The following is a 26,350-nucleotide window of genomic DNA, read 5'->3' on the forward strand; positions in this document are numbered from 1 at the left end:
CAGGAGCAACCGGGAGAGAGAGCTGCGAGGATCGAATACGGACGTTTAGACCTGTCAGGTCTCCAAAGCCTGACAGGTCTTTTTACGGTTCTCTTTTTCAATAGAACGCGGCCCGCAGCGCCGTCTGGGGCAGATTGGCCGATGTGTGCAAGAGATTGTCCGATAAGTGAAAGACATTGGGATGCCACATCGGTGGATTGTTATCGCGTGGATTTTTGCCTCCAGACGTCTCCGATGAATCATTCTCATGCTACAACCCCAGATGACGATGCATCGCATTCCCAACCTTGGTCGCCTCTCCACTACAGCATCCAGCACCCCGTCTTGCGTTCAAGTTGCTCTTCTAGCCATTTTTGGAATCGTGGCCGCCCTGGCACCATTGAGTCGCGCTCAGTCCGTGAAGACGACAGCAGAACCGCAGATGAATGCGGATGCCCCACGGCCGTCCATCGGAGTAGCAAAGCCCGTCCTCCGGCTCTCGGTTGCCAGCACAGCCGATGCGCTCTACCCTGATGAACAGGCGACGCTCACGTTCACGCTCCGCAACCTTGGAGAAGGCGACGCTACTAACGTGACCATTGACTTGAATGTACAGAGCGGACTAATCCTCAACAGCATCACACCCGGGGACGGCACCGTGACGGACGGCACCTGGAGCGTGTCGCGCGTCGATGCAGGCGAAGCAATCGATCTGGTGGTGGACGTCACGAAAGACGGCACGGTGCCCGGCGTGATGCGCCCGGCCATTACCGGAGCCGACCAGTCGCTGGACCGGTTGGATGGAGCGGGCATCGCCATTACGCCCCTCACCGTTGACGTCGGATCGAGCCTGCTGCTGGATGATCCCGACGACTACGTCGTTCTCGAGAACGAATCCGCATTCGACTTTACGGGCAACTTCAGCGTCGCCTTCTGGGTCTACCTGAACGACCGCCCGTCCTTTGGCGGATTGGTGACCAAGGGGGACACGGCGTGGCGCGTTCAGCTTTCGGAGGATGGAACTGCGTTTACCTTCGACACCCGCCATTCGCAGGGATTGGCCGCATCGACGACGGCCAACGCGTCTGTCCAATCGTTTCGGTGGTACCACATCGCCGCCGTGTACGACCGCGATGCAGGCCAGAAGCGCCTGTACGTGAACGGGGTGCTCTCGGGTAGTTCTGCCGAAACCCGCGCTGTCAACCAGAATGACAACCCCGTGTGGCTGGGCAGCAATGCCGATTTCCCGGAGCGGACCATCGGCGGCGCGCTGGATAACGTTTCCATTTGGAACCGCGTGATCTCGCTGGAGCGCATCCGGGCGCATGCCCACGAGTACGCACCGTCCTACTGGGACATTTACAGTACGGCCTCCGCCGAGCGCCTTCGTGCTTCGAACGACGTGCCTCCGAACGAAGGATTGGTGGCGGCCTATCGCTTCGACCACAACGCCGACGCCGACGCCTACGATATTGCTGTTGCCGATGCGGGCGGCGCGCAAAATGGCACCTCGCCCGGCACGCCCACGCTGCAAACTGATATCCCCGTGCCTGTGGGCGATGAGAGCGCCATTCTAACCGATGGGCAGCCCGGTAGCGTCGGCGGAACCGGCGCATCGATGACCGTGAATCCCATCTCGTTCGCAAGCAACGCGTATGTGGCGGCTTACCGGCAAGGACGCGCCGATGGTGCCTTGGTCGATGGTACAGCTCCAGAAGAAGACTTCTCCGATGTCTCCGTTACGCGGCGCCTGAATCCGGTGTGGGGCGTGTGGGTTGGCCCCGAAGATGCCGAAGGCGAGGTGACTCTCGCCATCGACTTCAGCAACGTCTCGGGAATCGCCGATCCGTCGCAGGCCATTTTGCTGGGGCGGACCGCTCCGGGCGAACCGTGGCTTGAGGTTTCGTTGGCCACACTCGACCCCGACGCCCGCACCTTCACGTACACGTTTCTCCGGGGCGAAGACGAATCCCAAGGATTTCAGTTTGCCGTCGCAGCGCCGAATGATGCCCTCCCCGTCGAACTGACGGCCTTCACCGCCACCCGCGACGGCGAGGGGGCGCTGCTGGAATGGACCACGGCCAGCGAGCAGAACAACGCCGGGTTTGAGATCCAGCGGCGCTCCGGCGAAACCGAGACGTGGACGGCCCTCGGCTTCGTCGAAGGCGCCGGCACCACCCAAGAGGCCCAGACCTACCGCTTCCGCGTCGAGGATCTGCCGGTGGGCACGCACCGCTTCCGCCTGAAGCAGACGGACACCGACGGATCGGCGCACTACAGCGACGTGGTTGCCCTGGACGTGACGATGGCCGAGGCCTACCGCCTTGTGGCTCCGCATCCGAACCCGGCTCCCGATGGCGCCACGCTCCGCCTTTCCGTTGCGCAGTCGCAACAGGTCCGGATTGCGGTGTACGACCTGTTGGGCCGTGAAGTGGCGACGGCGTTCCGCGGCACCGTCCCGGCGCAGACCGAGCGGTCGATCCGCATCGGCGACGGGCTGCCGTCCGGAAGCTACTTCATTCGCGTAACCGGCGAGCAGTTCAGCGCCACCGAGCGGCTGACCGTGGTGCAGTGACGCATGGGCGTTTGACTCCGTTCTGCATCTCCAGACCTGTCAGGTTTTAGCAACCTGACAGGTCTTGTTATTGGTACCGCGTTATTGGCAGCGAACCCCACCGTCAGTGATTATGCCACGCCGCCCGTCAGGGCCCAGGCCACGATGCCGCCGAGTAGCACAGCGATGAAGCCGTACACCACAAGCCGCTTCACCGACACGCTGTCGCTGCCGTGATCGTGCCCACCGCCCGCGTGCATCCGGCGGTGTTGCCACCGCAGGTACAGCTGCGCGCCCACCACGGCCACCGACGCGACGTTCATCCAGAACGTGTAGTCGATCGCAAACTGCGTTAGGGCCGCGATCTCGCGCGCGCCCTCGGGCACCCATCCGATAAGTGCAAACGAGCCGTTCAAGATCAGCGCCGTAGCAACGATGCTCACGTACATGATGCCGGCGATGTAGAGCGCCACGCGCCAGCCGTAGTATTTCGCATTCGTGGCCACCAGCGGCGGCACCATCAGGTCGGAGTAGATAAAGCCCATGATGCCCGCAAACAAGACGCCGTTTGAGGCGAGAACCGTGGCCAGCGGAATGTTGCCCATCGAGCCGATGAACGTCGCCGCGGCCACGAACGGGGCCACCATCGCGTTCTCCAGCGCGATAAGCCACGCCGGCAGCGTTGCCTGGAAGTTCGTCAGGAAGAGCGCTTCCCAGAACCACTGCGGCACCAGCACGGCGACGAAGCCCGCAATCGTAAAGCCGATCAGGATCTCCTCCCACACCATCTTCCACTCGTCGACGAAGGAGGTACCGACCAGGTGCCACCCCTTCCGGCTTTGGATGCGCTCCCTCCAGTCGAAGTCCTCTTCCATCTCGGGCGCCTCGCGCTCTACCTTTTCCCGCGCGGCCTCCAACCACTCCTGCGGGTACGTCCACCGGATGAGCAGGCTGGAAATGGCGATGAGCACGAGCCCGCCAACAATTTCGGCGGCCAGGTACTGCGGCCCCAGAAAGATGAGGATCAGGATGCCGAGCTCGATGATAAGGTTCGTGGAGGCAAACATGAACGCCACGGCGGCCACGAAGTGCGCCCCCTTGGCCACGAGCGAGCGCGAGGCCGCCAGTGCCGCAAACGAGCACGAGGAGGAGACGGCGCCGAAGATCGTGGAGAGGCCGACGCTTCCGGCGCCCCCATCGCCCATGTACCGGGTGAGCCGCGCCTTGGGCACGAACGACTGAATCATGGCGCTGATGGTGTAGCCCAGCACAAAGGCCCAGCCCGACTTCCAGAAGAAGCCGATGGCGGTTTTGGTGGCCTCGCCGTACCAGGCCCAGAACGAAGGAGAGGAATCCATGCAAACCGGTTTATCAGAAAAGGAGAACGCGGAGGATGGGACGCGCTTAGCGCCAGAGGCGCACGCCAAAGACGAGCGCGCCGGTGCTGACGTCGCCCCCGGCAAGATCGGCCGTCTCGCCAAAGCGCCAGGTGTGGTCGTAGCCAATGTACGGGGCCACCTTGCGATGCACCTCGTAGCGCAGCCGCACCCCGGCGTTAACGTTGTTTAGGCCGCTGCCTACGCCCCACGCAGGCACGTCTTGCACGGCCGCGTTGAGCTCCACCTCGGGCTCTAGCACGAGCCGTTGCGTGAATAGAAATCCGTAGGCCGCCACGAAACGTGCCGAGACATGGCCTTCATCGCTTACGTAGAGCGTAGGCGAAACCTCAAATTTGTACGGCGCCAGTCCCTGAACGCCCACCGCAAGATGGCCGCGCGTTTGCCCGCCGCCCTCCCAGCTCCGATCGACGCGCGCGCCCACCACCGCGTCGAAGAATGGCGTGATGAGGCGGCCGTAGAGTGCTTCGACCTCGACCTCGCCGGCGTGCTCTACGGTCGACTGCGCGCCCTCGGCCCGCAGCCACAGCCGGTTGACGTCGCCGCCCACCCAGCCCACGGCTTCCATGCTGATGGGCTGCCCGGCGGGCGCAGGGGCGTACTCCAGTTGGTCGAAGAGCACCTTCGCAAAGAGTTTGGCGTCGCTGGTTTGGGCGCGCACGGCCTGCGGGAGAAAGGCAAGCAGTAGCGCCACTATGATGGTTCCGGAGGTATACTCGTGGATCTTCATTATTTAGCGGAATTGATATGTGGGTTGACGGCATGCGGGCCCCGCCGTTGGGAGCCCCGTGTAGGGGTTTCCTACGTCAAGGACGGGTGGTCGTAGTAAAAGTCCTCGTCGGAGCCTTCCGGCGGCTCCACGTAGAAGACCCGCGCCATGCCCGCCTTCATGTGCCAGATGATGTGGCAGTGGAAGAACCACGGCCCCGGCTCGTTGGCCGTTACCAATAGGGAAACGCGCTCGGCGGGCTTTACGAGCACGGTGTCGACGAGCGGACTCTTCCGGCCGTGCCCGTTCTCCAGCTCCATAAACATCCCATGGAGGTGCATTGGGTGGTTCATCATCGTATCGTTGACCAGGATGAGCCGCACCCGCTCGCCGTACTGGAGGCGAACAAGCTCGTCCTCGGAGAACTCTTTTCCGTCGATCGACCAGATGAACCGCTCCATGTTGCCCGTCAGGTGCAGCTCAATCTCTCGCGTGGGCGCCGCAAATGACTCCTTCGCGTCGCGCGCCTTCAGGTGGCTGTAGGTGAGCACGCGCCAGCCGTCGTCGCCCAGCCCCACGCCGGGCTCATCCAGCCGCGAGCGCGTCATCATGGGAATGCCTGCTTCTTTGGGGCCATGGTCGTTGTCGGGGTCGTGCATGACCGGCTCGGGGAGCGTGCCGGGTGCGCGCAGGCCGCGCTCGTTCGAGGCCATCATGCCGCCTGCCATCGCGCCCTCCTTCATCGGGCCGTGATCCATCGAGCCGTGCTTCATCTCGCCATGGGCCATTCCGCCATGATCCATTCCCCCGGTGCTGGAAGCTGCTCCAGCGCCGGCCGCTGCGCCCATGGCCATGCCGCCGTGGTCCATGCTGCCACTTCCGTGCTTCATGCCCATATCGGCCATGGTAAGCAGCGGACGCTCGCGCTCGTCGGGCACCGGGGCCTCCATGCCCGCGCGAGGCGCGAGTGTGCCGCGTGCGTAGCCGCTGCGGCTGAGCGATTCCGCAAAGACCGTGTAAGCGCGGTCCTCCGTCGGCTCAACGATGACGTCGTAGCGCTCGGCCGTGCCGATCCGGAACTCGTCGGTCATCACCGGCTCCACGTGCTGCCCGCTCACCTGCACCACCTCCATAGGCAGCCCCGGCACGCGCACATCGAAGATGGTGGAAAAGCTGGCATTGATGAAGCGCAGCCGCACGCGCTCGCCGGGCGCAAAAAGCCCCGTCCAGTTCGCCCCGGGCGCGTGGCCGTTCATGAGGTAGGTGTATTCCGTACCGCGCACCGCCTGCAGGTCCGTGCGGCTCATGCGCATCCGCTTCCAGGCCAAACGGTCCTTCAGCGTATCGAGAAAGCCCTCATCGAACACGTCCCGCCAGAAGTCGCCCACGGTGCGCTTCTGGAAGTTGTAGTAGTCCTCGCCCTTCTTCAGGTTAGCGAAGATCTGGTGCGGGTCGTTAAAGGTCCAGTCCGTGAGGACGACCACCAGCTCGCGGTCGTAGTCGATGGGATCGCCGCCCGCCGGGTCGATGAGCAGCGGACCGAGATGGCCGAGCTGCTCTTGCACGCCCGAGTGGCTGTGGTACCAGTAGGTGCCGTACTGGCGGACCGGAAAGCGCACCTCGAACGTCTCGCCGGGTGCAACGCCGGGGTAGTTGACGCCGGGCACGCCGTCGAAGCGGTTGGGGAGAATCAGCCCGTGCCAGTGGATGGACGATGTTTCGTTGAGGCTGTTGTGATACCGCAAGACGGCCTCTTCGCCCTCTTGCAGGCGAATGAGCGGGCCGGGTACGGTGCCGTTTACCGTGATGGCCTCGGCGCGGCGACCCGCCACTTCAAAGGCGGTGCGGGCAATCTCCAGGTCGTACTCGACGCGCCCGTTGCCCCGGTAGGTGGGCTGCAGCGCATGTACGCCCGGAGCCGCGGTCGGCCCGTTGGGCATGGCGCGGGCCCAGCCCGGCAGGAGGGTTTGGAGGCCGGCGTAGGCCGCGAGGGCCCCGGCGCCTTTTACGAAGTCGCGCCGCGAGACGCCAGGGGTAGCGGACGGCTGGGGGTGTGCAGATGAAGAGACGGCAGGGGCAGCTTCCGCTGCCGAAGAAGGATGCGTAGACATAGGGATCGCAATCGGATGAAGCAGACCAAACACTGGCTTAACGAGAAGCAGCCCGCGCGCCATCGGACGCGCGCCCTTCGCACGGAAGAGGCAGCGCCGAACGGTGCATCGCGGGCCCCGATGCGATCAATTCAGCCAGACGTTCAACAAGAGATGACGGGCTGTGCCGGATGTAGGAGGCACAGGGCCGCTATGCGCGCCGGTGCCGGTATGCCATGAAGCGGCCGGCGTGGAAGCGGGGAGGTGGGCGTGTCCCGCGTCGGCACTGCCGTGGCCCTCGTCGGAGGGGACATGCGTGCGCGAGCCCTCGGCGCGGAGCGCAGCGTCGGCGGGCGGTGTACACGCGGGCCGATCGTGCTCTACTTGATGGTGCGGACATGTGTGCGCGGCGGGGGCGTCGGCACAGCCGTTTCCATGCGCCGCCGCTGCAGGACACCACACCCCGGCGTACCCGAGGGCGCATCCCACCGCCACAAGTAGCACTTTCCACGAGCTCATGCCGCGCAATTACGATTTCATAGGTCCAATGCCGCGCGTCGCTTGTAGCAGAAGGCCTCACCACCGTTCCCCAAATAGAGCACGCTATACCAGGGTACAGCCTTTTATCGAGGCATAAGTTTCAAACATTTTCACACTACAGGCGCGCCAGTCGCTCCGCGTTTTCCTCAGCCTTTAGCGACTCAATAATGGGGTCGATATTGCCTTCGATAATGTCCTGCAGCGCGTAGTTTTTTAGGTCGCCCTCCAGCCGGTGGTCGGTTACGCGGTCTTGGGGGAAGTTGTACGTACGAATCTTGCCGGAACGGTCGCCGCTGCCAATCATGGACTGCCGCGCCTCGTCGCGCTCTTTGCGCTGCTCCTCCAGCTTTCGTTCGTAGAGACGCGAGCGCAGCACCCGCATGGCCTTGGCTTTGTTCTTGTGCTGGCTCTTCTCGTCTTGGCACGTAACCACCAGCTTGGTGGGCATGTGCGTGATGCGAACGGCCGAGTCGGTGGTGTTCACCGACTGCCCGCCCGGCCCGCTCGACCGGTAGTAGTCGATGTTTATGTCGTTCGGACTAATGTCGATGTCCACTTCTTCGGCCTCGGGCAACACCGCCACGGTAGCCGCCGACGTGTGGATACGTCCGCTCGACTCGGTTTCGGGGACGCGCTGCACGCGATGCACGCCGCTTTCGTACTTGAGCGTCCCAAACACCTCGGGGCCGCTCACGCCGAAGATGATCTCTTTAAAGCCGCCGTGGCTGCCGTACGAAGCATCCATCACCTCGTAGCTCCAGTTGTGCTTCTCGGCAAACTTGGTGTACATGCGGTACAAATCGCCCGCAAAAAGCGCTGCCTCATCGCCGCCCGTGCCCGCCCGAATCTCGACGATGGCATCTTTCTTATCTTCGGGATCTTTGGGGATCAGCTTGGTCTTTAGGTCGGCCTCAACGGCCGGTAGCTTCTCCTCAATCGTATCGAGCTCGTCTTGCGCGAGGGCCGCCATCTCCCCCGACTCGTCTTCTACCATCTCGCGGAGGTCGGCCCGCTCCTGCAGCAAGTTCTCATACCGTTCAATGGCTGCCACCACGTCCCGCAGCTCGCCATGCTCCTGGCCCAGCTCCGACATACGCTGCGCATCGGTGGCAATGGCCGGATCGGCCATCATCTGCTCAATCTCTTCAAAACGATGCTTTATCTTTTCGAGCTTTTCCAGTTCAATCATGTACGCAAATGCAAAGCGGGGAACGAGAAAACGACAACCGTCGCCTGTACGACGCGCGCTGCGGCAGGGTTCAAGCGCCGCTACTCATCCATCAACTCGCTGAGGTGCTTTACACCCAGCTTTTCGCGAATGCGCTTGTACACCTCCCAGTCGATGAGCACCGCGTGCGGCGCGTTGTTGCGCTGAATGAGGATGCCGCCTTTGTTCTCGCGCACGTGGTCAACCAGCTCCGACGTGTCGGAACGGAGTTCGGTGATGGTAGCGATGGCATCAACGCCTTCGGTTTGATACATATGTGCTTTTTCATGCAATGAGTACAATTCCGCTCGCAGGCCACACCCGTGAACCTGTAGACCGTCTAAACCACAAATAAAGCCGTTTTGTTTTCCAGAAGCACCGCCCGGGGGTGGGCGGGGCTAACAGATTTTCCGTGTACGGGATCTTCCGCCCGGTTTTATTCTTCGCATACTGTACCATTGCTTCCATTCATTGATGTGCATGAGTTTATGGGATCCTCTTCTTCTGACGCGGCCCGCGATAAAACCCTGGCCGATCGCTTTCGGCAGCGCCTCAACGACCTCAGCGAAGCGTATGTGGCCAATGGCGCCGAGGACGTTTCGGACGACAACGTGGAGCAGGTGGTGGACAACGCGGCGGCGATTAAGCAGCGCATGCGCGAGAAGGGGCCGCTGCGTCGGCTCGCGAGCGACGGGATGTTGCTCCTGCGCCTGGTGCGCGACTACTGGAAGCGCCGCTACCGCCGCCTGCCGTTTTGGACGGTGGCCGCCATTGTCTTTTCACTGCTGTACGTGCTTAACCCGGTCGACCTCATCCCCGATGCCATTCCTGGCGTAGGCGCAATCGACGATGCCTTGGTCCTCTCGGCCTGCCTGCGCCTGGTTGAAAAGGACTTGGTGAAGTACGAGCAGTGGCGCCAGGAACGCAAGGCCCTCGCCACCTAACGCCCGCCGCCATAACTTACAGGCTACGGGGCCGCGACGTGCGCGGCTGCGCGGGCGGGTCGGGGGCGTCGATCAGGGCGCGCAGCCCCAACGCAAGGAGCACGCCCAGCACGAAGCCGCCAATGTGCGCGCCATAGGCCACCCCGCCCACCGATTGCGTGTAGGCTACCGCGCCAATGCCGTTCACAAACTGAAGCAACACCCACACGCCAATGGCGAGCGACGCGGGGATGGACACCACCGTGTACAGGAGCAGCGCGTGCACCTTGTTCTTCGGAAAGAACACGAGGTATGCCCCCAACACGCCCGAAATGGCCCCCGATGCGCCCAGCATGGGCACCACGCTGGTGGGGTTCAGCCAAATCTGCACCAGGACGCCGGCGGCCCCCGAGAGCAAGTAAAAGCCCAGAAACCCCCAGGCGCCCAGGCGGTGCTCCACATTATCGCCAAAAATCCAGAGGTACAGCAGGTTGCCAAACAGGTGCCCGTACCCGCCGTGCATAAACAGCGACGTGACCACGGTGAGGTAAATGGGCTCCGGGCCCGGCGCCTGCGGAATAGCGATGGTCGTTGAGCCCAACGAGGCCACCTGCTGCGCAATCAGGTCGATGCCCGCGTAAATCTCGTACGGAATGACGCTCCACCCATACGTGAACGAGGGCCGGCCGCCGGCCTGCTGCACCAGGAAAAATACGCCCAGGTTGAGCAGCATGAGCGCCAGCGTCACGAACGCCGGACCGCTCAGGTGCTGGTCGTCATCGCCAATGGGAATAAGCATACGCAGATCAACGGATGCATGGGGAAGCAGGGATCTACTGCTGCCCTGCTGTACGAAGCATTTCGTTTTCGGTTCTTTCACAAGAGAATGACCTGCGGCACTTGCTCGCCTTGCCCAACAACCGCTTGCTGACGAGCGTATGGGGCGTCCCGTTTTCTTCCCATGCTCCTTTGTCCCATGCCTACCCCTCCCTCGCGCATTGCCCTGCTTGGCACCGGACTCATTGGCGGATCGATGGGCCTGGCGCTGCACGACCGCGCGCCCACCGTTTCGGTGGTGGGGCACGACCGCCCCGACGTGCTGGAGCGCGCCGCGGCCCGCGAAGCAATTGACGCGAAGGCTGCCGATCCGCAAACCGCTGTAGCCGCGGCCGACCTCGTCGTGCTGGCCACGCCGCCGGCCGTAACGCTGCGCCTGCTCGACACCATCGCCGACGCCCTGCCGCCCGACGCGGTGGTAACGGACGTAGCCTCGATCAAGGAGCCGGTCATGGACCAGGCCCGCGACGTGCTGCCAGCGGGCGTCTCGTTTGTGGGTGGTCATCCCATGGCCGGTGCGGAGCATGCGGGCATCGACCATGCCGACGCTCTTCTGTTTGAGAACGCCACGTACGTGCTGTGTCCGGCCGCCACGGCATCGGAGGCGGCGCTGGATACGGTGCGGTGGCTTACGGAAACGGTGGGGGCCCGTCCGCTGCGCATGGAGGCTGCGCGCCACGACCGCATCGCGGCCGCCGTGAGTCATCTGCCGCAGCTTCTGGCCGTCGCCCTCACCAACACCGCAGCAGCCCACGATGACGGTGCGATGCACCTCGCGGCCGGCGGCTTTCGGGACATGACCCGCATTGCCGCGTCGCCGTTCGAGCTGTGGCGCGACATCCTGGTGGGCAACCAGGGCTACGTGCTGGACGCGCTCAGCCGGTTCTCGAATCAGCTGCAGCGGCTCCGCTCGCGGTTGGCCGCCGACCTGATGGACGACATCGAAGCGGCATTTGGGCAGGCCCGCGCCGCACGCGCGTCCATTCCCGAGGGCATGAAGGGCTTCCTCACGCCGCAGCACGACCTGTACGTGCAGGCTCCCGATACACCCGGCACCCTGCATCGCCTCACCGGCGCGCTGTCTTCGGCCGACCTCAACATCAAGGATATCGAGCTGCTGAAGGTGCGCGAAGGAGCCGCCGGCACCTTCCGCCTGGGCTTCGCCTCTGCTGCGGATGCCCAAGCCGCCCGCACCGTGCTCGAAGACGCCGGCTTTTCCGCCCGCCGCCCGTGATGTTCTGAAGGCTATAGGACTGCGCACGCGGTCGCCTCAGCTCTCCATCAGGCCCCGCTCGGCAAGCGATGTGAACGTTTCGCCGGCGATGATGAGGTGATCGTGCACCGGAATCCCCATGAGCTTGCCGGCGTCCACCAGCTGGCGCGTAATCTGGATATCTTGCCGGCTGGGCTCCGGGTTGCCCGACGGGTGGTTGTGCAGGCAAATCACGGCCGCCGCGTTCTCCAGAATGGCCTGCTCAAACACGGCCCGCGGCTCCACAATGCTCGCGGCCAGCCCACCTTCGCTTATCGTAAAGTCGTTCAGAATGACGTTGGCCGTATTCAGGTGCACGACCTTAAATATTTCCTTCTTTAGGTCACGCATCAGCGGGCCATAGACCGCCGCTACGTCGGCTGGGGCGCTCACCTGTACGCGCTCGCCGCCCTGTTGCGACTCCACGCGCCGCCCCACCTCAAACGCAGCCATCAGCTTGGTGGCCTTGGCCGGCCCGATGCCGCGCACACGCTCCAGCTCTTTCAACGCCCGCTGCGCTACGTCGCCCAGCGTCCCATAGGTTTGCAGCAACGATCGCCCCAGATCGACCGCGGAGAGGGTGCCCTCTTCCACCCGGATGCCACTCCCCAGCAATATGGCGACGAGTTCGGCATCCGACAGCACCTGCGGGCCGTGCTTGCGGAGCTTCTCGCGCGGCTGATCGGACGGGTCCCACGCGTGGATGGGCGAATTGTATGCGATGGGCGGCTCTTGCGAAGCGTCGGGCATGGGCGTTGGGATCTGCTGAGGCTGTGGACTGCGTAGACACGCGGCCGCTGCAAAGCGCAACGTCTCCTCTGCTGCAGCGCCATCCGGCCCAGCGCGCCGGCGCACGCCGCTGCGCGTGTAACATTCTCCGAACGCCGCCCACAAACATCCAAACACCGTTGCGTTGGCGCATGCCTCCCCATTACATAGTACGTGTAGCCTGCTTCATGCGCGCTGCGCAGTGTATCAGTTGCTTGCCTCAAGGACCACGCGCTTACATATGCCTACACTCACCTCTCCCGACGCGCCCGCTCGCGGCCCGCGCCTGCAAACCACCGATCGCGGAAGCATTGCCGAGCGCTACCGCATCACCCGCCGGTTTACCACGGACTTCTGTCGGCCCCTGAACACGGAAGACTACGTGGTGCAAACCAAGGAATTCGTAAGCCCTACCAAGTGGCATCTGGCGCACACAACTTGGTTCTTTGAGACGTTCGTGCTGCGTGAGCACGACCCCAGTTACACACTGCTCAACGACCAGTATCCGTACCTCTTTAACTCGTACTACATTCAGGCCGGCGAGCGCCACTGCCGCGACCGGCGGGGGTACATCTCGCGGCCCACGGTGGAGCAGGTGTACGAGTACCGCGCCTACGTGGACGAGCACGTGGAGGCCTTGCTCGCCACTGCCTCGGCCGACGACCTCGACACCCTTGCGCCGCTGGTGGAGCTGGGCATTCACCACGAGCAGCAGCACCAGGAGCTGATGGTGACCGACCTGAAGCACGTCCTGTCGGTCAACCCGCTGCGGCCGGCCTACCGCGACGATCTTGCGCCGCCCACCGTGGACGCGATCCCTGCACTGGACTGGGTGGCTTTTGCAGACGAAGGCGTGTACGAGGTGGGCTATGACGGCGACGGCTTCTACTACGACAATGAAGGGCCCCGCCACAAGGAATACCGCCGGCCGTTTGCCCTGGCCAATCGGCTCGTAACGTGCGGAGAGTACCGCGCCTTTATGGAAGACGGCGGCTACGAGCGTCCCGAGCTGTGGCTTTCGGCCGGGTGGGCCACCGTGCAAGAACGCGACTGGACCGAGCCGTTCTACTGGGAGGAGCGCGAGGGCGAGTGGTACGTGTACACGCTGGGCGGCCTGCGCCCCTTGAACCCGCATGAGCCGGTGGCGCACCTCAGCTACTTCGAGGCCGAAGCGTATGCCCGCTGGGCCGGCGCCCGCTTGCCTGAAGAAGGCGAATGGGAGCTCGCGGCCCGCGATGCGACCATCGAAGGCAATACCGTCGACGCCGGATACTTTCATCCCATTCCGCTCACCGACGACACGCCCGCCCACACGCCAGCCGCGGGCGACGGCGGCGCGCTCTACCAACTGTACGGCGACGTGTGGGAGTGGACCCGCTCGGCCTACAGCCCCTACCCGGGCTACGAGCCCCTGCCCGGCGCCATTGGCGAGTACAACGGCAAGTTCATGTGCGGGCAGTACGTGCTGCGCGGCGGCTCGTGTGCCACCTCGCAATCGCACCTGCGGCCTACCTACCGCAACTACTTCCACCCCGACGAAGCCTGGCAATTTATGGGACTGCGCCTCGCACAAGACCTCTGAGAGCCTGTTTTAATCCTTGCCCTCGGGCTTGGGCCGTAGCCCCACTACGGACCGGCCCGAGGTCCGATATTTGCGCCATCGTTGCTGGCGCTCGCCGTCTGATGCAACATCAAAGCAGGTTCTAACACACGGCCCCGCACGTGCTTTCTACCAACCACCTCTTTTTATGACCGCCCCACCCGACGCGCTGCCCCTCATCGACTGCAACCCAGATCGGGGCTCCTTCCGAGACGATGTGCTGAACGGGTTGCAGCAATCGCCCAAGGACATTCCCTCGAAGTACCTGTACGACCGGCGCGGCTCGCAGCTGTTTGACGAGATTTGCACGCTGGACGCCTACTATCCCACCCGCACCGAGCGCGCCATCATGCAAACGCACGGCAGCGCCATGACCGATGCCGTGGGCGCTGGCGTACAGCTCGTGGAATACGGCAGCGGAAGTAGCCTGAAGACGCGTGAGCTGCTCGACCGCCTCGACGGGCCCGCGCAGTACGTGCCGGTAGACATCTCGAAAGAGCATTTGCTGGAAGCCGCCGCCGCGATCGCAGAGGACTACCCGCACATTCCCGTTCGTCCGGTGTGCGCCGACTACACCGCGCCGTTTCCGCTACCCGAAGCTCCTGCGGCCCAACGAACGGTGGTCTACTTTCCCGGCTCCACCATCGGCAACTTTCTGCCGGCGGAGGCGCAGGCCTTTCTGGAACATATCGCCGCGGTGATTGCGCCATCGGGCGGGCTGCTTGTGGGCGTCGATTTGCGCAAGGACCCGGCGGTTCTTCGCCGCGCCTACAACGATCCAGAAGGCGTTACGGCCGCCTTCAACAAGAACCTGCTGCGTCGCATCAACCGAGAGCTCGAAGGTACCTTTGCGCTCGATCAGTTCCGCCACGATGCCCCCTGGATCGCCGACAAAAGCCGTATCGAGATGCACCTCGTTAGCACAATGGCCCAAACGGCAACGGTCGCCGGACAGTCGTTTTCCTTTGCAGAAGGCGAGGTGATCCGCACGGAGTACTCGCACAAATACACGCTGGACGCGTTTGCACAGCGGGCGCAGCGGGCCGGACTGGCCGTGCGCGACGTATGGACCGACGCCCGCGACTGGTTCAGCGTGCAGTACCTTACACCCGTTTCCTCGTGACCGCGTCGCGCCGTGCCGCTGCAGCTACGCGGCGGAAGCTAGATCGACGGCCGCCTCGTGACGCGCCTGTGGGCGTGCCACGCGCGGGGCCCACTCGGCCGCATGACGCCGCGACCGCCAGTAGACGATCCCACTCTTGAGCGCGCCGCGCACTTCGCAGGCCACCAGCTGCTGCTGGACCGCATCGCCCGCGCGCCACGCCTGCAGCCAGCGGCTCACCCGATGGCGCAGCCACCAGGGCACGATGGCCGCAAAGCTCTTCCACTGCCCGGGGTACGCCGCCAGGCTGCGGAAGGCAAAGCTCCAAAACCCCGTGCCCCACGTGGTGAGCTGTCGCTGCAGCGCCTCCAGCGTCGCGCGGTGCTGATGCCACACAAGGGCTCGCGGCTCATACACGAGCGTGTGGCCTTCCTGGATGATGCGGAAGTACATCTCCAGGTCGCCGCCGCCTTGCGTGGGGGTGCCTACATCGAGTGCCGGGTCGAAGCCGCCGACGTGATCAAAGACCTCCGCTCGAAACGCCATGTTGGCCCCCGTGCCAAAGCGGCCGGCGTTGTGGTGATAGATTCGCGGCGGCGTCTCGCCAAAGAAGCGCAGCGCATACCGCCGACGCTTGTACCCGCGCTCAAAGCCGCCGTACGACTCAAACAGTTGTTGCGCCGGCGTATCGAGCGCCTCAGGCACCACCAGTCCACACACCGCCATGGCCTCGGGCGTGTCGGCAAACGCACCCACCAGCGCAGTCACCCACAGCGGGTCGACGCGCACGTCGTCATCGGTGTACGCCACAATGCTTCCGCGGGCTTCGGCGAGGGCCCTGTTGCGGGCATTGTTGAGCCCCGGACGCGGTTCACGCACGTAACGAACGGAGGGGAAACGCGTGCGCACCAGCCGTTCGGTGGCATCGCTCGATGGCGCATTGTCCACTACGAGCAGATCTACGGCCGGATACCGGAGCCGCTGCAGCGCTGCCAGGCAGGCCGCGAGGGCGTCGGGACGGTCGCGGGTGCACACGGCCACCGTAACGAGTGGTTGCGTGCCGGTTGTCGTGAGCCGGTGCGCCGCGGCTCCTACCAGCCCTTCATGCTGAAGCTGCGAATCCGTCGGCGGCGGCGTTCCGTCGGGCAGGTGGTCGCGCCAAATGATCGTTGTATCGGCGGCAATGGCTCCTGCGAGCGTCTCCGCTGCACAGGTTCCCGCTGCAAGGGGCACATCCACCCGGCCGACCGGCTGCAGCCCAAGACACACCAAAACGTGGAGCGACGCGTAGCCGTGCAATCCGTGGAAGGAGGGCACCGGCGCGGACAGGTCGACGCGTGTTACGTACGCAGGGGCAGACATAGGCGGAGGATACGGGCCATCGGAAAAGGGGTGACCGCCAATATCGCCCACACGCCCAAGGCCCCAACACCCAAACCGGCGCGGGGACTATGCGCCTTTGGCGCAATCCCAAACCGATGTGCGCCGTACAAGCGCATGCGAGATCCGGCGCTGCCAGTCGAATGGCTGTCTCCTTGATCGCCCCACAGGGAGCTGGACCATATCTGCACCACCTCACATCCCGTTACCGCGGACGTTTCAGGCAAGCCGTTGTCAAGCCTCGGAGGTTGAACCGGGCGTCGCAAACACCGCCTCCCACTCTACTGCAATATCCGTCACCGGATCGGTAATCGTGCCGCTGGAATACGTCGTCGATTCCATCCCCGCAGTGAATACGGTGATGGTTTTCAGCGGCGGCAGCACCAACCAACACGACTGCACCCCGTGCTCCAACAGATCACGAATTTTGTCCAGCAGGTCTTGCATGCCCTGGGTGGGCGAAGCGATTTCGACAGCGGTTAGCGGCGGCTCGGTTACGCGCACTTCATCGACCGAAAAGTCAACAGACAGATCGCGATACACAACCAAATCTGGCGTAACGTCAAGGTCGCCGAGACGAAGCGTCAGTTCGCTGAGCACCTGATACTTTGGACGATATCCAGAGAGAGTAACGATCAGGTTGGTTTGAGCAATGCTATGCAGTTTGCTTGGCATGGGCTTGCCGCGCTCTTCTTCGTAAGCGGAACGTGTGACGGTCTCCATGGCACGCAGGGCAATTCGGTGGAGAAAGGGTGAACCGGTGATGGTGGTACGCGGAGACACTCGGGATGTGCCGACACGCCGCGCGCGCGATCATCCAGGGCTCATTGCTGGACGCCCCCCGCAAACGACTGTCCCCACGGCACTCGGAACGTCGCCTCGTTGCGCCAACCACCCAACCAGGAGCCACAAACGCGGGCAGGATCCGGCGATGTGCCGAACCCTGCCCGTGCTCCTTTCACGCAATGAACGACGCCGCCTGCAGATCAGGCGAATTGCGCGTTCTCGGTCGATCCTTCCATGGCGCCGGTGCTCGCCGTACCGCCGGTGATGACGTTCTTTACGGCATCGAAGTAACCGGTGCCCACTTCGCGCTGGTGCTTGGTGGCCGTATAGCCGTCGTCCTCCGAGGCAAACTCGGCCTCCTGCAGCTCGGCGTAGGCCGCCATGCCGCGTTCGCTGTAGCCTTTGGCCAGCGTAAACATGCTGTGGTTGAGCGCATGAAAGCCTGCCAGGGTAACGAACTGGAACGCGTAGCCCATGGCGCCCAGCTCGCGCTGAAACGTTGCGATCTCCGCATCCGTGAGGTGCGCTTTCCAGTTGAAGCTCGGCGAACAATTGTACGCCAGCTTCTTGCCGGGGAACCGCTCGTGAATCGCTTCGGCAAACTGACGCGCCTCGTCGAGGTCGGGCCGCGAGGTTTCAAACCACAGCAGATCGGCGTAGGGCGCGTACGCTAAGCTCCGCATCGTGGCCATCTCCAGGCCGCCGCTGATGCGGTGGAAGCCTTCGCTTGTACGCTCCTCATCGGTGATAAACGGACGGTCGCGGGCGTCGATGTCGCTCGTCAGCAGCTTGGCGCTGTCGGCGTCGGTGCGCGCGATCAGTACCGTGGGCACGCCGAGCACGTCGGCCGCCAAGCGGGCGCTGGTGAGCACCTCAATGAACTGCTGCGTGGGCACGAGCACCTTGCCGCCCAGGTGTCCGCATTTCTTTTCGGCGGCCAGCTGATCTTCGAAGTGCACGCCCCCGGCGCCGGCTTCAATCATGGCTTTCATCAGCTCGTACGCGTGCAGCACGCCGCCGTGGCCCGCCTCGGCATCGGCCACAATGGGCGCCATCCAGTGGACGCTATCGTCGCCTTCGGCATGATGCAACTCATCGGCCCGCTTCAGCGCGTTGTTGATGCGGCGAATGACGTCGGGCACGCTGTTCGACGCGTACAGGCTTTGGTCGGGGTACATCTGCCGGCTGAGGTTCGCGTCGGCCGCCACCTGCCAGCCGCTTAGGTAGATGGCTTTCAGGCCCGCCTTTACTTGCTGCATGGCCTGATTTCCGGTGAGCGCGCCCAGGGCGTTCACGTACGGCTCGTCGTCCATCAGCGCCCAGAGGCGTTCAGCGCCCATGCGGGCGAGCGTGTGCTCCACTTGAAATGAGCCGCGTAGGCGCAGTACATCTTCGCCGGTGTACGGACGCTTGATGCCGTTCCATCGCGCCTCCTGGCGCCATTGGCGCTCCAACGTGGCGGCTTCGGTTCGGTCGTTGGTGTGTTCGGTAGTCATGGGATGTCCTGTCAGGTTATTCGTGAGCAACAAACCTATGATTGGTTAGCACGAGGACTGCTCAATGAGCCAGCGCTTGTGGTCGGGGTGCCCAAAGAGCTCCGATGCACAGGCCAAAAACGGCCGGAAGCGCTCCTCGGTAAAGATGTGTTCGGCGTCGTGCCGGGCCTGACGATAGCGCGCGACTTCTTGCTCGATGAAGGCTTCGGAGCGATCGGCAAACGCATCGCGCACTTCGGCTTCGATGGTTGCCATCTCCTCGTCAAACACCTGCTTGATGAGCGGGCGGTCTACCGTTTCGCCGTCGTCGAGCGTCACGCCATGATGCAGCCATTGCCACGTCTGCGCCCGCGAGATCTCGAACGTGGCCAGGTCCTCCATCCGGTGGTCCCACGCCACGCAGCCAATGTCCTGATTCCAGCCCTTCATGTAGCCGATGGAGACGCGCACGTTTACGCGCAGCCCGTCGAGCGTTTTGGGCCCCGTGGCCTTCGGGAGCAGATCGGGCCGCTCCGGGATGTCGGGGCGCACATCGAGCTGGTGCGTGCTGCCCTTGGCCTCCAGCACGTCGTTGAAGGGCTGCATGGCCGGACCAATGAAGTACGGGTGCGAGACCCAGCATCCATCGTGGCCAATGGACGCCTCAAACTCTTTGTCTTCAACCACCTTTGCCACCTGCTCCTGACGGAGGGCTTCGGTCCGCCCCGGTGTTTGCGGGGCCATGCCGCCCATTCCAAACGCGCCGTGCTTGTGGCACACGTCGATGAGGTGCTTAACGTAGGCTTCCATCCACGGGCGGTTCATGCCAATGGAGTTGCGGTCGGCCAGCACGCGGTCGTCGTGGGTGCGCAGGCACTTGATGTCGCTAAAGATTTTATCCCAGCGCCCGCCATTGAGTCCGGCGGCATGCGCGCGGAATTCGTAGAGGATCTCCTCCATTTGAAAGGCCGCGGGCAGCGTCTCAATCAGAAACGTGGCCTTGAACGTGCCCGTGGGGATGTCGAGCGCGTCTTGGAGGGCCACAAACAGCCGGTTGAACCAGCGGGCCTCGGTGTAATGCTCCACCTTGGGCACGTAGTACTTGGGCGTTTTGCCCTGTTCGATGAGCGTGTGCGCCGAGTGGAACGCCACGAGTGCCAGGTCGATGATGGCCCCTGCAACGGGCTCACCGTCGACCCGCACATTGCTCTCGTCCAGATGCAACCCCCGAATGCGCACCATCAGCAGGGGCATGTCGTCGGGGTCGAGGGTGTACGTTTTGAGGACGTTGCCGCTTGCGTCGGTCTTTTCATGGCGCAGGGTGCCCGCAGCGGCCGCTTTCACGTTCAGCACCCCCTGCATGACGTTGTCCCACGAGGGCTTCATCGAGTCCTCGAAGTCGAGCATGGCCGCATCGGCCCGGTGGCCGTCGTCGGTGCGGCTGAGCATGTTAATGACCATCTTGGGATCGCTGACCGGGCCGGTAATTTCCACGCGGCGCGGGCGACAATCGGACGGAAGCGGTTCCACCTGCCAATCTGTGTGGGCCTCGGGGTGGGCGTCAGGCGGCAAGTAGCCCGGCACGTCGCCCGCGGCGTACGCAGCGTAGCGCTCGTCGCGCGCCGCCAGGAGGGCCTTGCGGTCGGCATTGAGCGCGCGATGCAGCGAAGCGATCAGCGCCACCGCTTCGTCGGTGAGCACCTGACGGGCCTGCGGGGTCCAGGCAGCCGCATTGATGGTAACGCCGTCGGCCAAGGCGTGCCACGACACGTCGGCCGTGGGCGGAGGGGCGGTTATGGAAGTCATGAGCACGTTGGGGTCTGATGTACGCGACAACTGCCTAACAATAGGTTTGAGCGAATATACTTGTCAAGCGAAATTTCGCTATTTGGGAATTTAGTGAACCGCCCAGCGCACGTCTTTACGTTTTGTTCATGAACTTTCGCTAAAAGCGAAGAATTGAAGCGACGGCTGATGCAATATCTTTCCTTGGGTGTTGCGGCGCTTACGGCCTTTGGCGCACCGGTCCTTCGCTTTTGTTTCTGTTTCCCTGCTCCTTTGCACGATGCCTGTTCGTGGCGACAACCTCCGCTTTATCCTTGGCCTCAAGCTGCGCGCCCTGCGGCAGGACTGCGGGGCATCGCTCCGGGAAATCTCTGAGCGGTCGGGGCTCTCCATTTCTTACCTGAGCGAGATTGAGAAGGGGAAAAAGTATCCGAAGCCCGACAAACTGCTCGACCTCGCCCGCGCCTTCGACGTGCCCTACGACGACCTCGTGTCGCTCCACGTCGACGAGTCGATGGGACCGCTCAAGGAGGTCTTCTCGTCGACCTTCATGCAGGAATTTCCCTTCGACGTGTTTGGCCTTCAGCCACACGATTTGTTCGCGCTTGTGGCCGATCAGCCGTCGCAGGCGGGTGCGCTCATCCGCACGTTTTTGGAGGTGGCCCGCACCTACGACATGCAGGTGGAGCACTTTCTGTTTGCCGCGCTACGCTCGTACCAGCAGATGCACGGCAACTATTTTCCGGAGTTGGAGCAGATGGCAGCGAAATTACGCCAGCGCTATCAGTGGGCGCGCGGCACGCGCCTCACGGCTTCGGATCTGCGGGCGGTGCTCACCACCCACCACAACTACACCATCGATACCGAACAACTTGCTGACGACCCGGCGCTGCGCGACCTGCGGTCGGTGCTTAAGGGGGAAGAAGAGGCGCCGCAGCTCTTTATCAACCGCCGGCTCATGGACAACCAGCGGGCCTTCATCTATGCACGCGAGCTGGCGTACTGCGCCATGGATGTGGACGAGCGCGCCACCACGTCCTCGTGGATTGAGGTGACGTCGTACGAACAGGTCCTCAACAATTTTCGGGCGTCGTATGTCGCGGGTGCTCTGCTCATCGACCGCGAACCGCTTCTTGAGGACCTGGACGGCTTCTTTGACGCCCCGACATGGGACCCGGCGCCGCTGCACGCGTGCATGGATCGCTTTGGCGCGACCCCCGAGATGTTCTTCTACCGCCTCACCGAACTCGTCCCGCACCACTTTGGCCTCGACGACTTCTTCTTTCTGCGCTTCCATCACGGCGCGGGCGCCGCGGGCTTTCGTCTCACCAAGGTGCTCAACCTGTCGCAGGTCCCCGTGCCGCACGGCATTGGCCTTCAGGAATCGTACTGCCGGCGGTGGCCGGCCATGCGCCTGTTGAAGCGGCTCAGCGGCGCGCAGTATTCCGACGAGGCACCGTCCGCGCCCGATGCCGCCTACATCCGCGCGCAACGGTCGCATTTCATGGACGAGGATTCCACGTTTCTGGTTTTTTCGGCCGCCCGCCCGCTGGCGCTCCAGCCCCACACCAACTCGTGCGTCTCCATCGGATTCTTGCGTGACGATGCCTTTCAGTCGACGGTTGCGTTTGCCGACGACCCAGCCATTCCGTCCGTTGATGTCAACCTCACCTGCGAGCGCTGCCCGCTGCCCGAAGCGGCGTGCCACGAGCGCGTGGCGCCCCCCACGGCGCACCATCGGGCCCAAACGCTGAAGCAAAAGAAAAAGGCCCTGCGCCATCTCGGCACATCGGATGACTAGGCGCTGTGCGGCAGGGCGAATCCACACCGAAGCGGTATCTGCTCAGAAAAACCGCGCTGCGCGCCACAGCAAACAATCCCGTTACATTTCAAGGATGCATTTCCGGAACACCATCCGGTATGTTACGGCATGTCGTTCCGTTGCCTCGCCGCCCCGTCTTCATCGCCCTGTGCTCATGCGTTTATCTCATCTGTTGTGCGCTGCCTTCCTCGGCAGCCTTCTGGTTGTTGGCTGCCAGCAAACCACCACGCCCCCTCCTGCATCGGAGAAAGCGCCCGACGGCGTGCTGCCCGACACGTTTGCGCTAGCGTCTACGGCCGACTCCATCGCCTTCCGGATGTACCGCGCCCATGGCGCGGCCGGGTGGAATGTGGTGCCGTATCTGCGCTTCAGCTTTGGCGTAGGTCGGGGCGACACCTCGCAGGTGGTTGCGCAGCATCTGTGGAATAAGGAAACGGGCGCGTACCGGGTGGAATGGGACGTCGCGCCCGAATCGACGCTCGTCGCGCTGTTCGACGTCGATGAGGTCTCGAACGGCCTGCCCACCACGGGCGCCGTGTACGGCAACGGCGAACCGGTGGATAGCGCCCGTGCCGATTCGCTCTTGCGCGTGGCGTACCAGCGCTTCATCAACGACAGCTACTGGCTGCTGGCCCCGCTGAAGGTCTTTGATGAAGGCGTGCAGCGCACCTACGTGCCCGATTCGTCGACGTCCGAGCACGCCGTCATCCGCCTGTCGTTTGGCGACGTGGGCCTTACGCCCGGCGATCGGTATTGGCTGTACGTCGACCGCGCCACGGGTCTGCTCGACCGCTGGGCGTTTCACCTGCAGGGCATGCCCGATACGGCAGCCGCCCGCGCCTTCGACTGGACCCAGACGCAGCCGCTGGAGACGAGCAAGGGGCCGGTGCTGCTTTCTACGCGCAAGGAAGCCGCGCAGGGCAACATGGCCATCGTCTTTTCGGACCTTTCGCTTCCGGATTCCGTTGGGCAGTCGCTCTTTTCGGCCCCGGCTCCGTGGATGGTTTCACGCTGAGGGGCTCGTGCTCCTGCTGTAAGATGCTGGCTTCATGGACTACCGCTTGCAGATTGCGCGCCGCTACCTGCTGGGGCGGCGCAACGTCTCGCTCATCTCAATCATCACCGGCATTTCGTCGCTCGGCGTGATGCTGGGCGTGGCGGCGCTCATCGTGGTCCTTTCGGTGATGAACGGCTTCTACGACTTTGTGCGCGACCTGCTGGTATCGCTCGACCCGCACGTGCGCATTGTGCGGGCCGACGGCGCCCCGATGGCTCGCGCCGACTCGGTGGCGCAGGTGGCGCGGCGGCTTCCCATGGTTGCCAGCGCCGCCCCGTACGTGGCGGGCAAGGCCCTGCTCGTGACCGACAACGGCATAACTGGGCCCACGCCGGTGGTGCAAGTGCACGGCGTGGGTGCGCAGGCGGCCCTCCGCACCGGCGCCCACGAGCACCCGATGGCCTACGGCCGGTTCGATGTGTCGACAGACAGCGCAGGCGCCGGGGCCGTGGTGAGCCTCGGGATGGGGCAGCGCCTTGGGTTGCTTCCCGCGGGCACCGGCCGGGCAGGGGCCACCGTTGGACTGCTGTCTGCGCCCGCCCTTGAGCAGGCCCTTACGAGCGTCTTTGGCGGACCGTCGATTCAGCAATTTACCGTGCGCGGCCTGTACCGCCCGCAGGCGGCTGGAACGGCCGAGCGCGTGTTTATTGGCCTGGAGCCTGCGCAGCGGTTGTTCAATCTCGCGGGCCGCGCCTCGGGGGTCGACCTCCGGCTGCAGCGGCTTGCCGCCGCCCCCGCCGCGAAAGATGCGTTGCAGCAGCGCCTCGGCGCGCGCTTCGCGGTGCGTACCTGGTACGACCTGCAAGAATCGCTCTACGACGTGATGCGCCTCGAAAAGTGGGGCGCATCGGCCATCCTCCTCCTCATCGTCATTGTGGCGGCCTTCAACATTGTGGGATCGCTCACCATGGTCGTCATTGAGAAGCGAAGCGACGTTGGCGCCCTCATGACCATGGGCGTATCCCGGCGAAACATTCAGAAAATTTTTCTGCTGGAAGGAGCGATCATTGGCGCCGTCGGTACAGGCGGTGGCGTACTTTTAGGACTGGGGCTGGCGCTTATCCAACAATACTTCAAGGTTGTACCCATGGCGCAGGCAGAATCCTTCCTGATTGATGCTTACCCTGTCATGATACGGGCATCCGACATTCTACTGATTGCGGGCGTTGCGTTTGTGATGTGCATCGCCGCGGCCTGGTATCCGGCAACCCGCGCCGCCCGCATTGTGCCGGCCGAGGCCGTTCACCTGGATGCCTGAGGCCTTGCATCGTTTTTTGTTTTCCCAACCGCTTCGCTGCTATGATCCGCGACGACTTCGACATTCTCGGCCTTCCCGACCGCCAAGAAAAGCCCCGCACGAAAGGGCTGACCCACGTGCTTGACAAGGCGCTTTCGATCCGGCAGGTGGAGAATATGCTGGACGTAGCGGCGGAGTACATCGACGTGGTGAAGCTGGGCTGGGGCACGGCCGTCATCACGCCCAACCTGGAAGAGAAGCTCGACCTGTACCGCGCTGCGGACATTCCCTTCTATTTTGGCGGCACGCTCTTCGAGGCGTTCTTCCTGCGCGATCAGCTGGATGTGTACCGCCGCCTGATGGACGACCTGGGCGTGCAGTCGCTCGAAATCTCGGACGGCTCGGTGTCGATGGCCCACGACGAGAAGCTGGAGCTGATTGCCGACTTCTCGAAAGATTACCAGGTGCTCAGCGAGGTGGGCTCGAAGGACGCCAACAACATCATGCCGCCGTACCGCTGGGTGGAGGCGATGCAGGCCGAGCTGAACGCCGGAAGCTGGAAAGTTATTGCGGAGTCGCGCGAGACGGGCACGGCCGGGCTCTTTCGCCCCAACGGCGAAGTGCGCACCGGGTTGGTCGACGAAATCGTGGCCCGCGTGGATCCCGGAAAGATTATCTTTGAGGCCCCCAATAAAGCGCAGCAGGTGTGGTTCATCAAGCAGCTTGGGGCCAACGTAAACCTTGGCAACATCGCCCCCGAGGAAGTCATTCCCGTCGAAACGCTGCGGCTGGGGCTGCGCGGCGACACGCTCTTTGAGTTCCTCACGCCCGGCGTCACCACGCACGCCAGCGGGCAGCCCGCAGGCGACGGGCGCTCGGGCGCGTAAAGCGTCTATCGGGGGTCCCCTATCGCGGGCGGCGGCGCGTTTGTGCAACATATTCAAGAACCTCGACGTGCCGCTGCTTCTATAAAGAGACTGTGGTTGCGGCGCATGCATGCCGCGAGCCATCCTCCGTTGTTATTGACTGCGAAGACCTTCCCGCTGCCATGGCACGCAAAGACGACTTAACCGGTAAGGGCCCTGTATCGGGCAACACCGTTTCGCCCTCCAACAAAAAGGAGAAGCGCCGCTTCCAACGCAACCTTCAGAAGAAGCGATTCTACATTCCCTCTGAAGACCGCTGGATCACCCTGAAGGTGTCTGCCAAGACCCTCAAGACCATCAACAAGAAAGGGATTGAGGCCGTTTTGAAAGAAGCGCGGAAGCAAGGCATCAACGTATAATCCACTCCCTGTTCACCGGCAGCCGCTTTTGCTATGGCTAAAGGCAACCGCATCAAGATTACGCTAGAGTGCACGGAAGCTCCGGGTACGTCGCGCTACCATACCACGAAGAATCGACGCAACACCACGGAACGGTTGGAGCTGAAAAAGTATAACCCCGTTCTGCGCAAGCATACCATTCACCGTGAGAAGAAGTAGAGCGTCATGGCCAAGAAACGAAAGCAAAACAAAGGAGCGGCATCGCGCAAGATGGCCCGTATCGTCGTTGCCGAGAAGCGCAACGGCGGGCAGTACGGCTTTCGCCAGAAGATGGTGCCGCTGGACAACGTAAAAGAGGAGCTGAAGGCCGCGCGCAAGAATTAAGCGCGTGGTAGCATCGGGGCGTGGCGCAGTCTGGTAGCGCACCTGCTTTGGGAGCAGGGGGTCGCCGGTTCAAATCCGGCCGCCCCGACACACATATGATGCGCCCGTAGCTCAGTTGGATAGAGCATCGGACTTTAGAAACGGAGCCTGCGCCGGGAAACCCAACCGGCGCAGTGGATGGTGCTGTATCGGGGAACCCGCA

23 protein-coding genes and 1 tRNA gene are annotated in these 26,350 nt (G+C 63.4%); 13 read left to right on the top strand and 11 right to left on the bottom strand.

The annotated features are described in order from the left end of the window. The first annotated feature begins 397 nt into the window (after positions 1-397). Positions 398-2,554, top strand: coding sequence for a LamG-like jellyroll fold domain-containing protein (locus tag SALLO_RS17690; RefSeq protein WP_169577894.1), 2,157 nt, complete (start codon positions 398-400; stop codon positions 2,552-2,554). A gap of 110 nt (positions 2,555-2,664) precedes the next feature. Here SALLO_RS17690 and SALLO_RS0105630 read toward each other — a convergent pair whose 3' ends face one another. The 5 genes from SALLO_RS0105630 to SALLO_RS0105650 all read right to left on the bottom strand — a co-directional run bounded on the left by SALLO_RS0105630 (position 2,665) and on the right by SALLO_RS0105650 (position 8,751). After that, on the bottom strand, positions 2,665-3,891 hold the full coding sequence (locus SALLO_RS0105630) for a permease (protein WP_022835343.1): 1,227 nt from the start codon (positions 3,889-3,891) through the stop codon (positions 2,665-2,667). Positions 3,892-3,937: 46 nt separating this feature from the next. Next, positions 3,938-4,660, bottom strand: a complete 723-nt coding sequence (locus tag SALLO_RS0105635; RefSeq protein ID WP_022835344.1) for a copper resistance protein B — start codon at positions 4,658-4,660, stop codon at positions 3,938-3,940. Between the two features lie 71 nt (positions 4,661-4,731). Next, positions 4,732-6,750, bottom strand: coding sequence for a copper resistance system multicopper oxidase (locus tag SALLO_RS15525; RefSeq protein ID WP_022835345.1), 2,019 nt, complete (start codon positions 6,748-6,750; stop codon positions 4,732-4,734). A gap of 634 nt (positions 6,751-7,384) precedes the next feature. Further along, positions 7,385-8,458, bottom strand: a complete 1,074-nt coding sequence (prfA, locus tag SALLO_RS0105645) for a peptide chain release factor 1 (protein ID WP_022835346.1) — start codon at positions 8,456-8,458, stop codon at positions 7,385-7,387. Between the two features lie 80 nt (positions 8,459-8,538). Continuing rightward, positions 8,539-8,751, bottom strand: coding sequence for a type II toxin-antitoxin system Phd/YefM family antitoxin (locus SALLO_RS0105650; protein WP_022835347.1), 213 nt, complete (start codon positions 8,749-8,751; stop codon positions 8,539-8,541). A gap of 213 nt (positions 8,752-8,964) precedes the next feature. On the opposite strand from SALLO_RS0105650, the gene SALLO_RS0105655 reads away from it, so the two are divergent. Then, positions 8,965-9,420, top strand: coding sequence for a YkvA family protein (locus SALLO_RS0105655; RefSeq protein WP_051141314.1), 456 nt, complete (start codon positions 8,965-8,967; stop codon positions 9,418-9,420). A gap of 16 nt (positions 9,421-9,436) precedes the next feature. Here SALLO_RS0105655 and SALLO_RS15530 read toward each other — a convergent pair whose 3' ends face one another. Further along, complete coding sequence (locus SALLO_RS15530; RefSeq protein ID WP_022835349.1) at positions 9,437-10,198, bottom strand: rhomboid family intramembrane serine protease; 762 nt, start codon at positions 10,196-10,198, stop codon at positions 9,437-9,439. Between the two features lie 177 nt (positions 10,199-10,375). Between SALLO_RS15530 and SALLO_RS0105665 the strand changes: the two genes are divergently transcribed. After that, on the top strand, positions 10,376-11,470 hold the full coding sequence (locus SALLO_RS0105665; protein WP_022835350.1) for a prephenate dehydrogenase: 1,095 nt from the start codon (positions 10,376-10,378) through the stop codon (positions 11,468-11,470). 36 nt (positions 11,471-11,506) lie between these two features. On the opposite strand, the gene radC is transcribed toward SALLO_RS0105665, so the two are convergent. Next, on the bottom strand, positions 11,507-12,238 hold the full coding sequence (radC, locus tag SALLO_RS0105670; protein ID WP_022835351.1) for a RadC family protein: 732 nt from the start codon (positions 12,236-12,238) through the stop codon (positions 11,507-11,509). Between the two features lie 259 nt (positions 12,239-12,497). Between radC and egtB the strand changes: the two genes are divergently transcribed. Next, positions 12,498-13,838, top strand: coding sequence for an ergothioneine biosynthesis protein EgtB (egtB, locus tag SALLO_RS0105675; RefSeq protein WP_022835352.1), 1,341 nt, complete (start codon positions 12,498-12,500; stop codon positions 13,836-13,838). A gap of 166 nt (positions 13,839-14,004) precedes the next feature. Further along, the gene (gene egtD, locus SALLO_RS0105680; RefSeq protein ID WP_022835353.1) at positions 14,005-14,979 is read left to right on the top strand and encodes an L-histidine N(alpha)-methyltransferase; all 975 of its coding nucleotides are present in this window, start codon (positions 14,005-14,007) and stop codon (positions 14,977-14,979) included. 24 nt (positions 14,980-15,003) lie between these two features. Here the strand turns inward: egtD and SALLO_RS15535 are convergent, their stop codons facing one another. The 4 genes from SALLO_RS15535 to SALLO_RS15540 all read right to left on the bottom strand — a co-directional run bounded on the left by SALLO_RS15535 (position 15,004) and on the right by SALLO_RS15540 (position 20,405). Further along, entirely contained in the window at positions 15,004-16,320 is a 1,317-nt protein-coding gene (locus SALLO_RS15535) for a glycosyltransferase family 2 protein (RefSeq protein WP_022835354.1), read from the bottom strand. A 252-nt stretch (positions 16,321-16,572) separates the two neighbouring features. Next, positions 16,573-17,061 (bottom strand): Uma2 family endonuclease, encoded by a 489-nt coding sequence (locus SALLO_RS0105690; protein WP_022835355.1) that lies wholly within the window; start codon positions 17,059-17,061, stop codon positions 16,573-16,575. A gap of 263 nt (positions 17,062-17,324) precedes the next feature. Then, positions 17,325-18,620, bottom strand: coding sequence for an isocitrate lyase (aceA, locus tag SALLO_RS0105695; protein ID WP_022835356.1), 1,296 nt, complete (start codon positions 18,618-18,620; stop codon positions 17,325-17,327). Between the two features lie 45 nt (positions 18,621-18,665). Beyond that, positions 18,666-20,405 carry a malate synthase gene (locus SALLO_RS15540; RefSeq protein WP_022835357.1) on the bottom strand — a complete coding sequence of 580 codons (1,740 nt, stop codon included), beginning with the start codon at positions 20,403-20,405 and terminating at the stop codon, positions 18,666-18,668. A 259-nt stretch (positions 20,406-20,664) separates the two neighbouring features. Here SALLO_RS15540 and SALLO_RS0105705 point away from each other — a divergent pair, with 259 nt between their 5' ends. The 8 genes from SALLO_RS0105705 to SALLO_RS0105740 all read left to right on the top strand — a co-directional run bounded on the left by SALLO_RS0105705 (position 20,665) and on the right by SALLO_RS0105740 (position 26,236). Next, positions 20,665-22,185, top strand: a complete 1,521-nt coding sequence (locus SALLO_RS0105705) for a helix-turn-helix domain-containing protein (RefSeq protein ID WP_022835358.1) — start codon at positions 20,665-20,667, stop codon at positions 22,183-22,185. Between the two features lie 175 nt (positions 22,186-22,360). Then, positions 22,361-23,221, top strand: a complete 861-nt coding sequence (locus tag SALLO_RS15545) for a hypothetical protein (protein WP_157621288.1) — start codon at positions 22,361-22,363, stop codon at positions 23,219-23,221. A 34-nt stretch (positions 23,222-23,255) separates the two neighbouring features. Beyond that, a complete protein-coding gene (locus tag SALLO_RS0105715; RefSeq protein WP_022835360.1) occupies positions 23,256-24,521 on the top strand; it encodes an ABC transporter permease in 1,266 nt (421 codons plus the stop codon). Positions 24,522-24,562: 41 nt separating this feature from the next. Next, complete coding sequence (locus SALLO_RS0105720; RefSeq protein WP_022835361.1) at positions 24,563-25,387, top strand: phosphosulfolactate synthase; 825 nt, start codon at positions 24,563-24,565, stop codon at positions 25,385-25,387. Positions 25,388-25,548: 161 nt separating this feature from the next. Continuing rightward, entirely contained in the window at positions 25,549-25,785 is a 237-nt protein-coding gene (gene rpmB, locus SALLO_RS0105725; RefSeq protein WP_022835362.1) for a 50S ribosomal protein L28, read from the top strand. A 33-nt stretch (positions 25,786-25,818) separates the two neighbouring features. Then, positions 25,819-25,983 (top strand): 50S ribosomal protein L33, encoded by a 165-nt coding sequence (rpmG, locus tag SALLO_RS0105730; protein WP_022835363.1) that lies wholly within the window; start codon positions 25,819-25,821, stop codon positions 25,981-25,983. Positions 25,984-25,989: 6 nt separating this feature from the next. Beyond that, positions 25,990-26,148, top strand: coding sequence for a hypothetical protein (locus tag SALLO_RS18610; RefSeq protein WP_022835364.1), 159 nt, complete (start codon positions 25,990-25,992; stop codon positions 26,146-26,148). A 14-nt stretch (positions 26,149-26,162) separates the two neighbouring features. After that, positions 26,163-26,236 (top strand) — tRNA-Pro (locus SALLO_RS0105740). The last annotated feature ends 114 nt before the right edge of the window (positions 26,237-26,350 follow it).

This window comes from Salisaeta longa DSM 21114, assembly GCF_000419585.1.
GTDB lineage: Bacteria > Bacteroidota > Rhodothermia > Rhodothermales > Salinibacteraceae > Salisaeta > Salisaeta longa.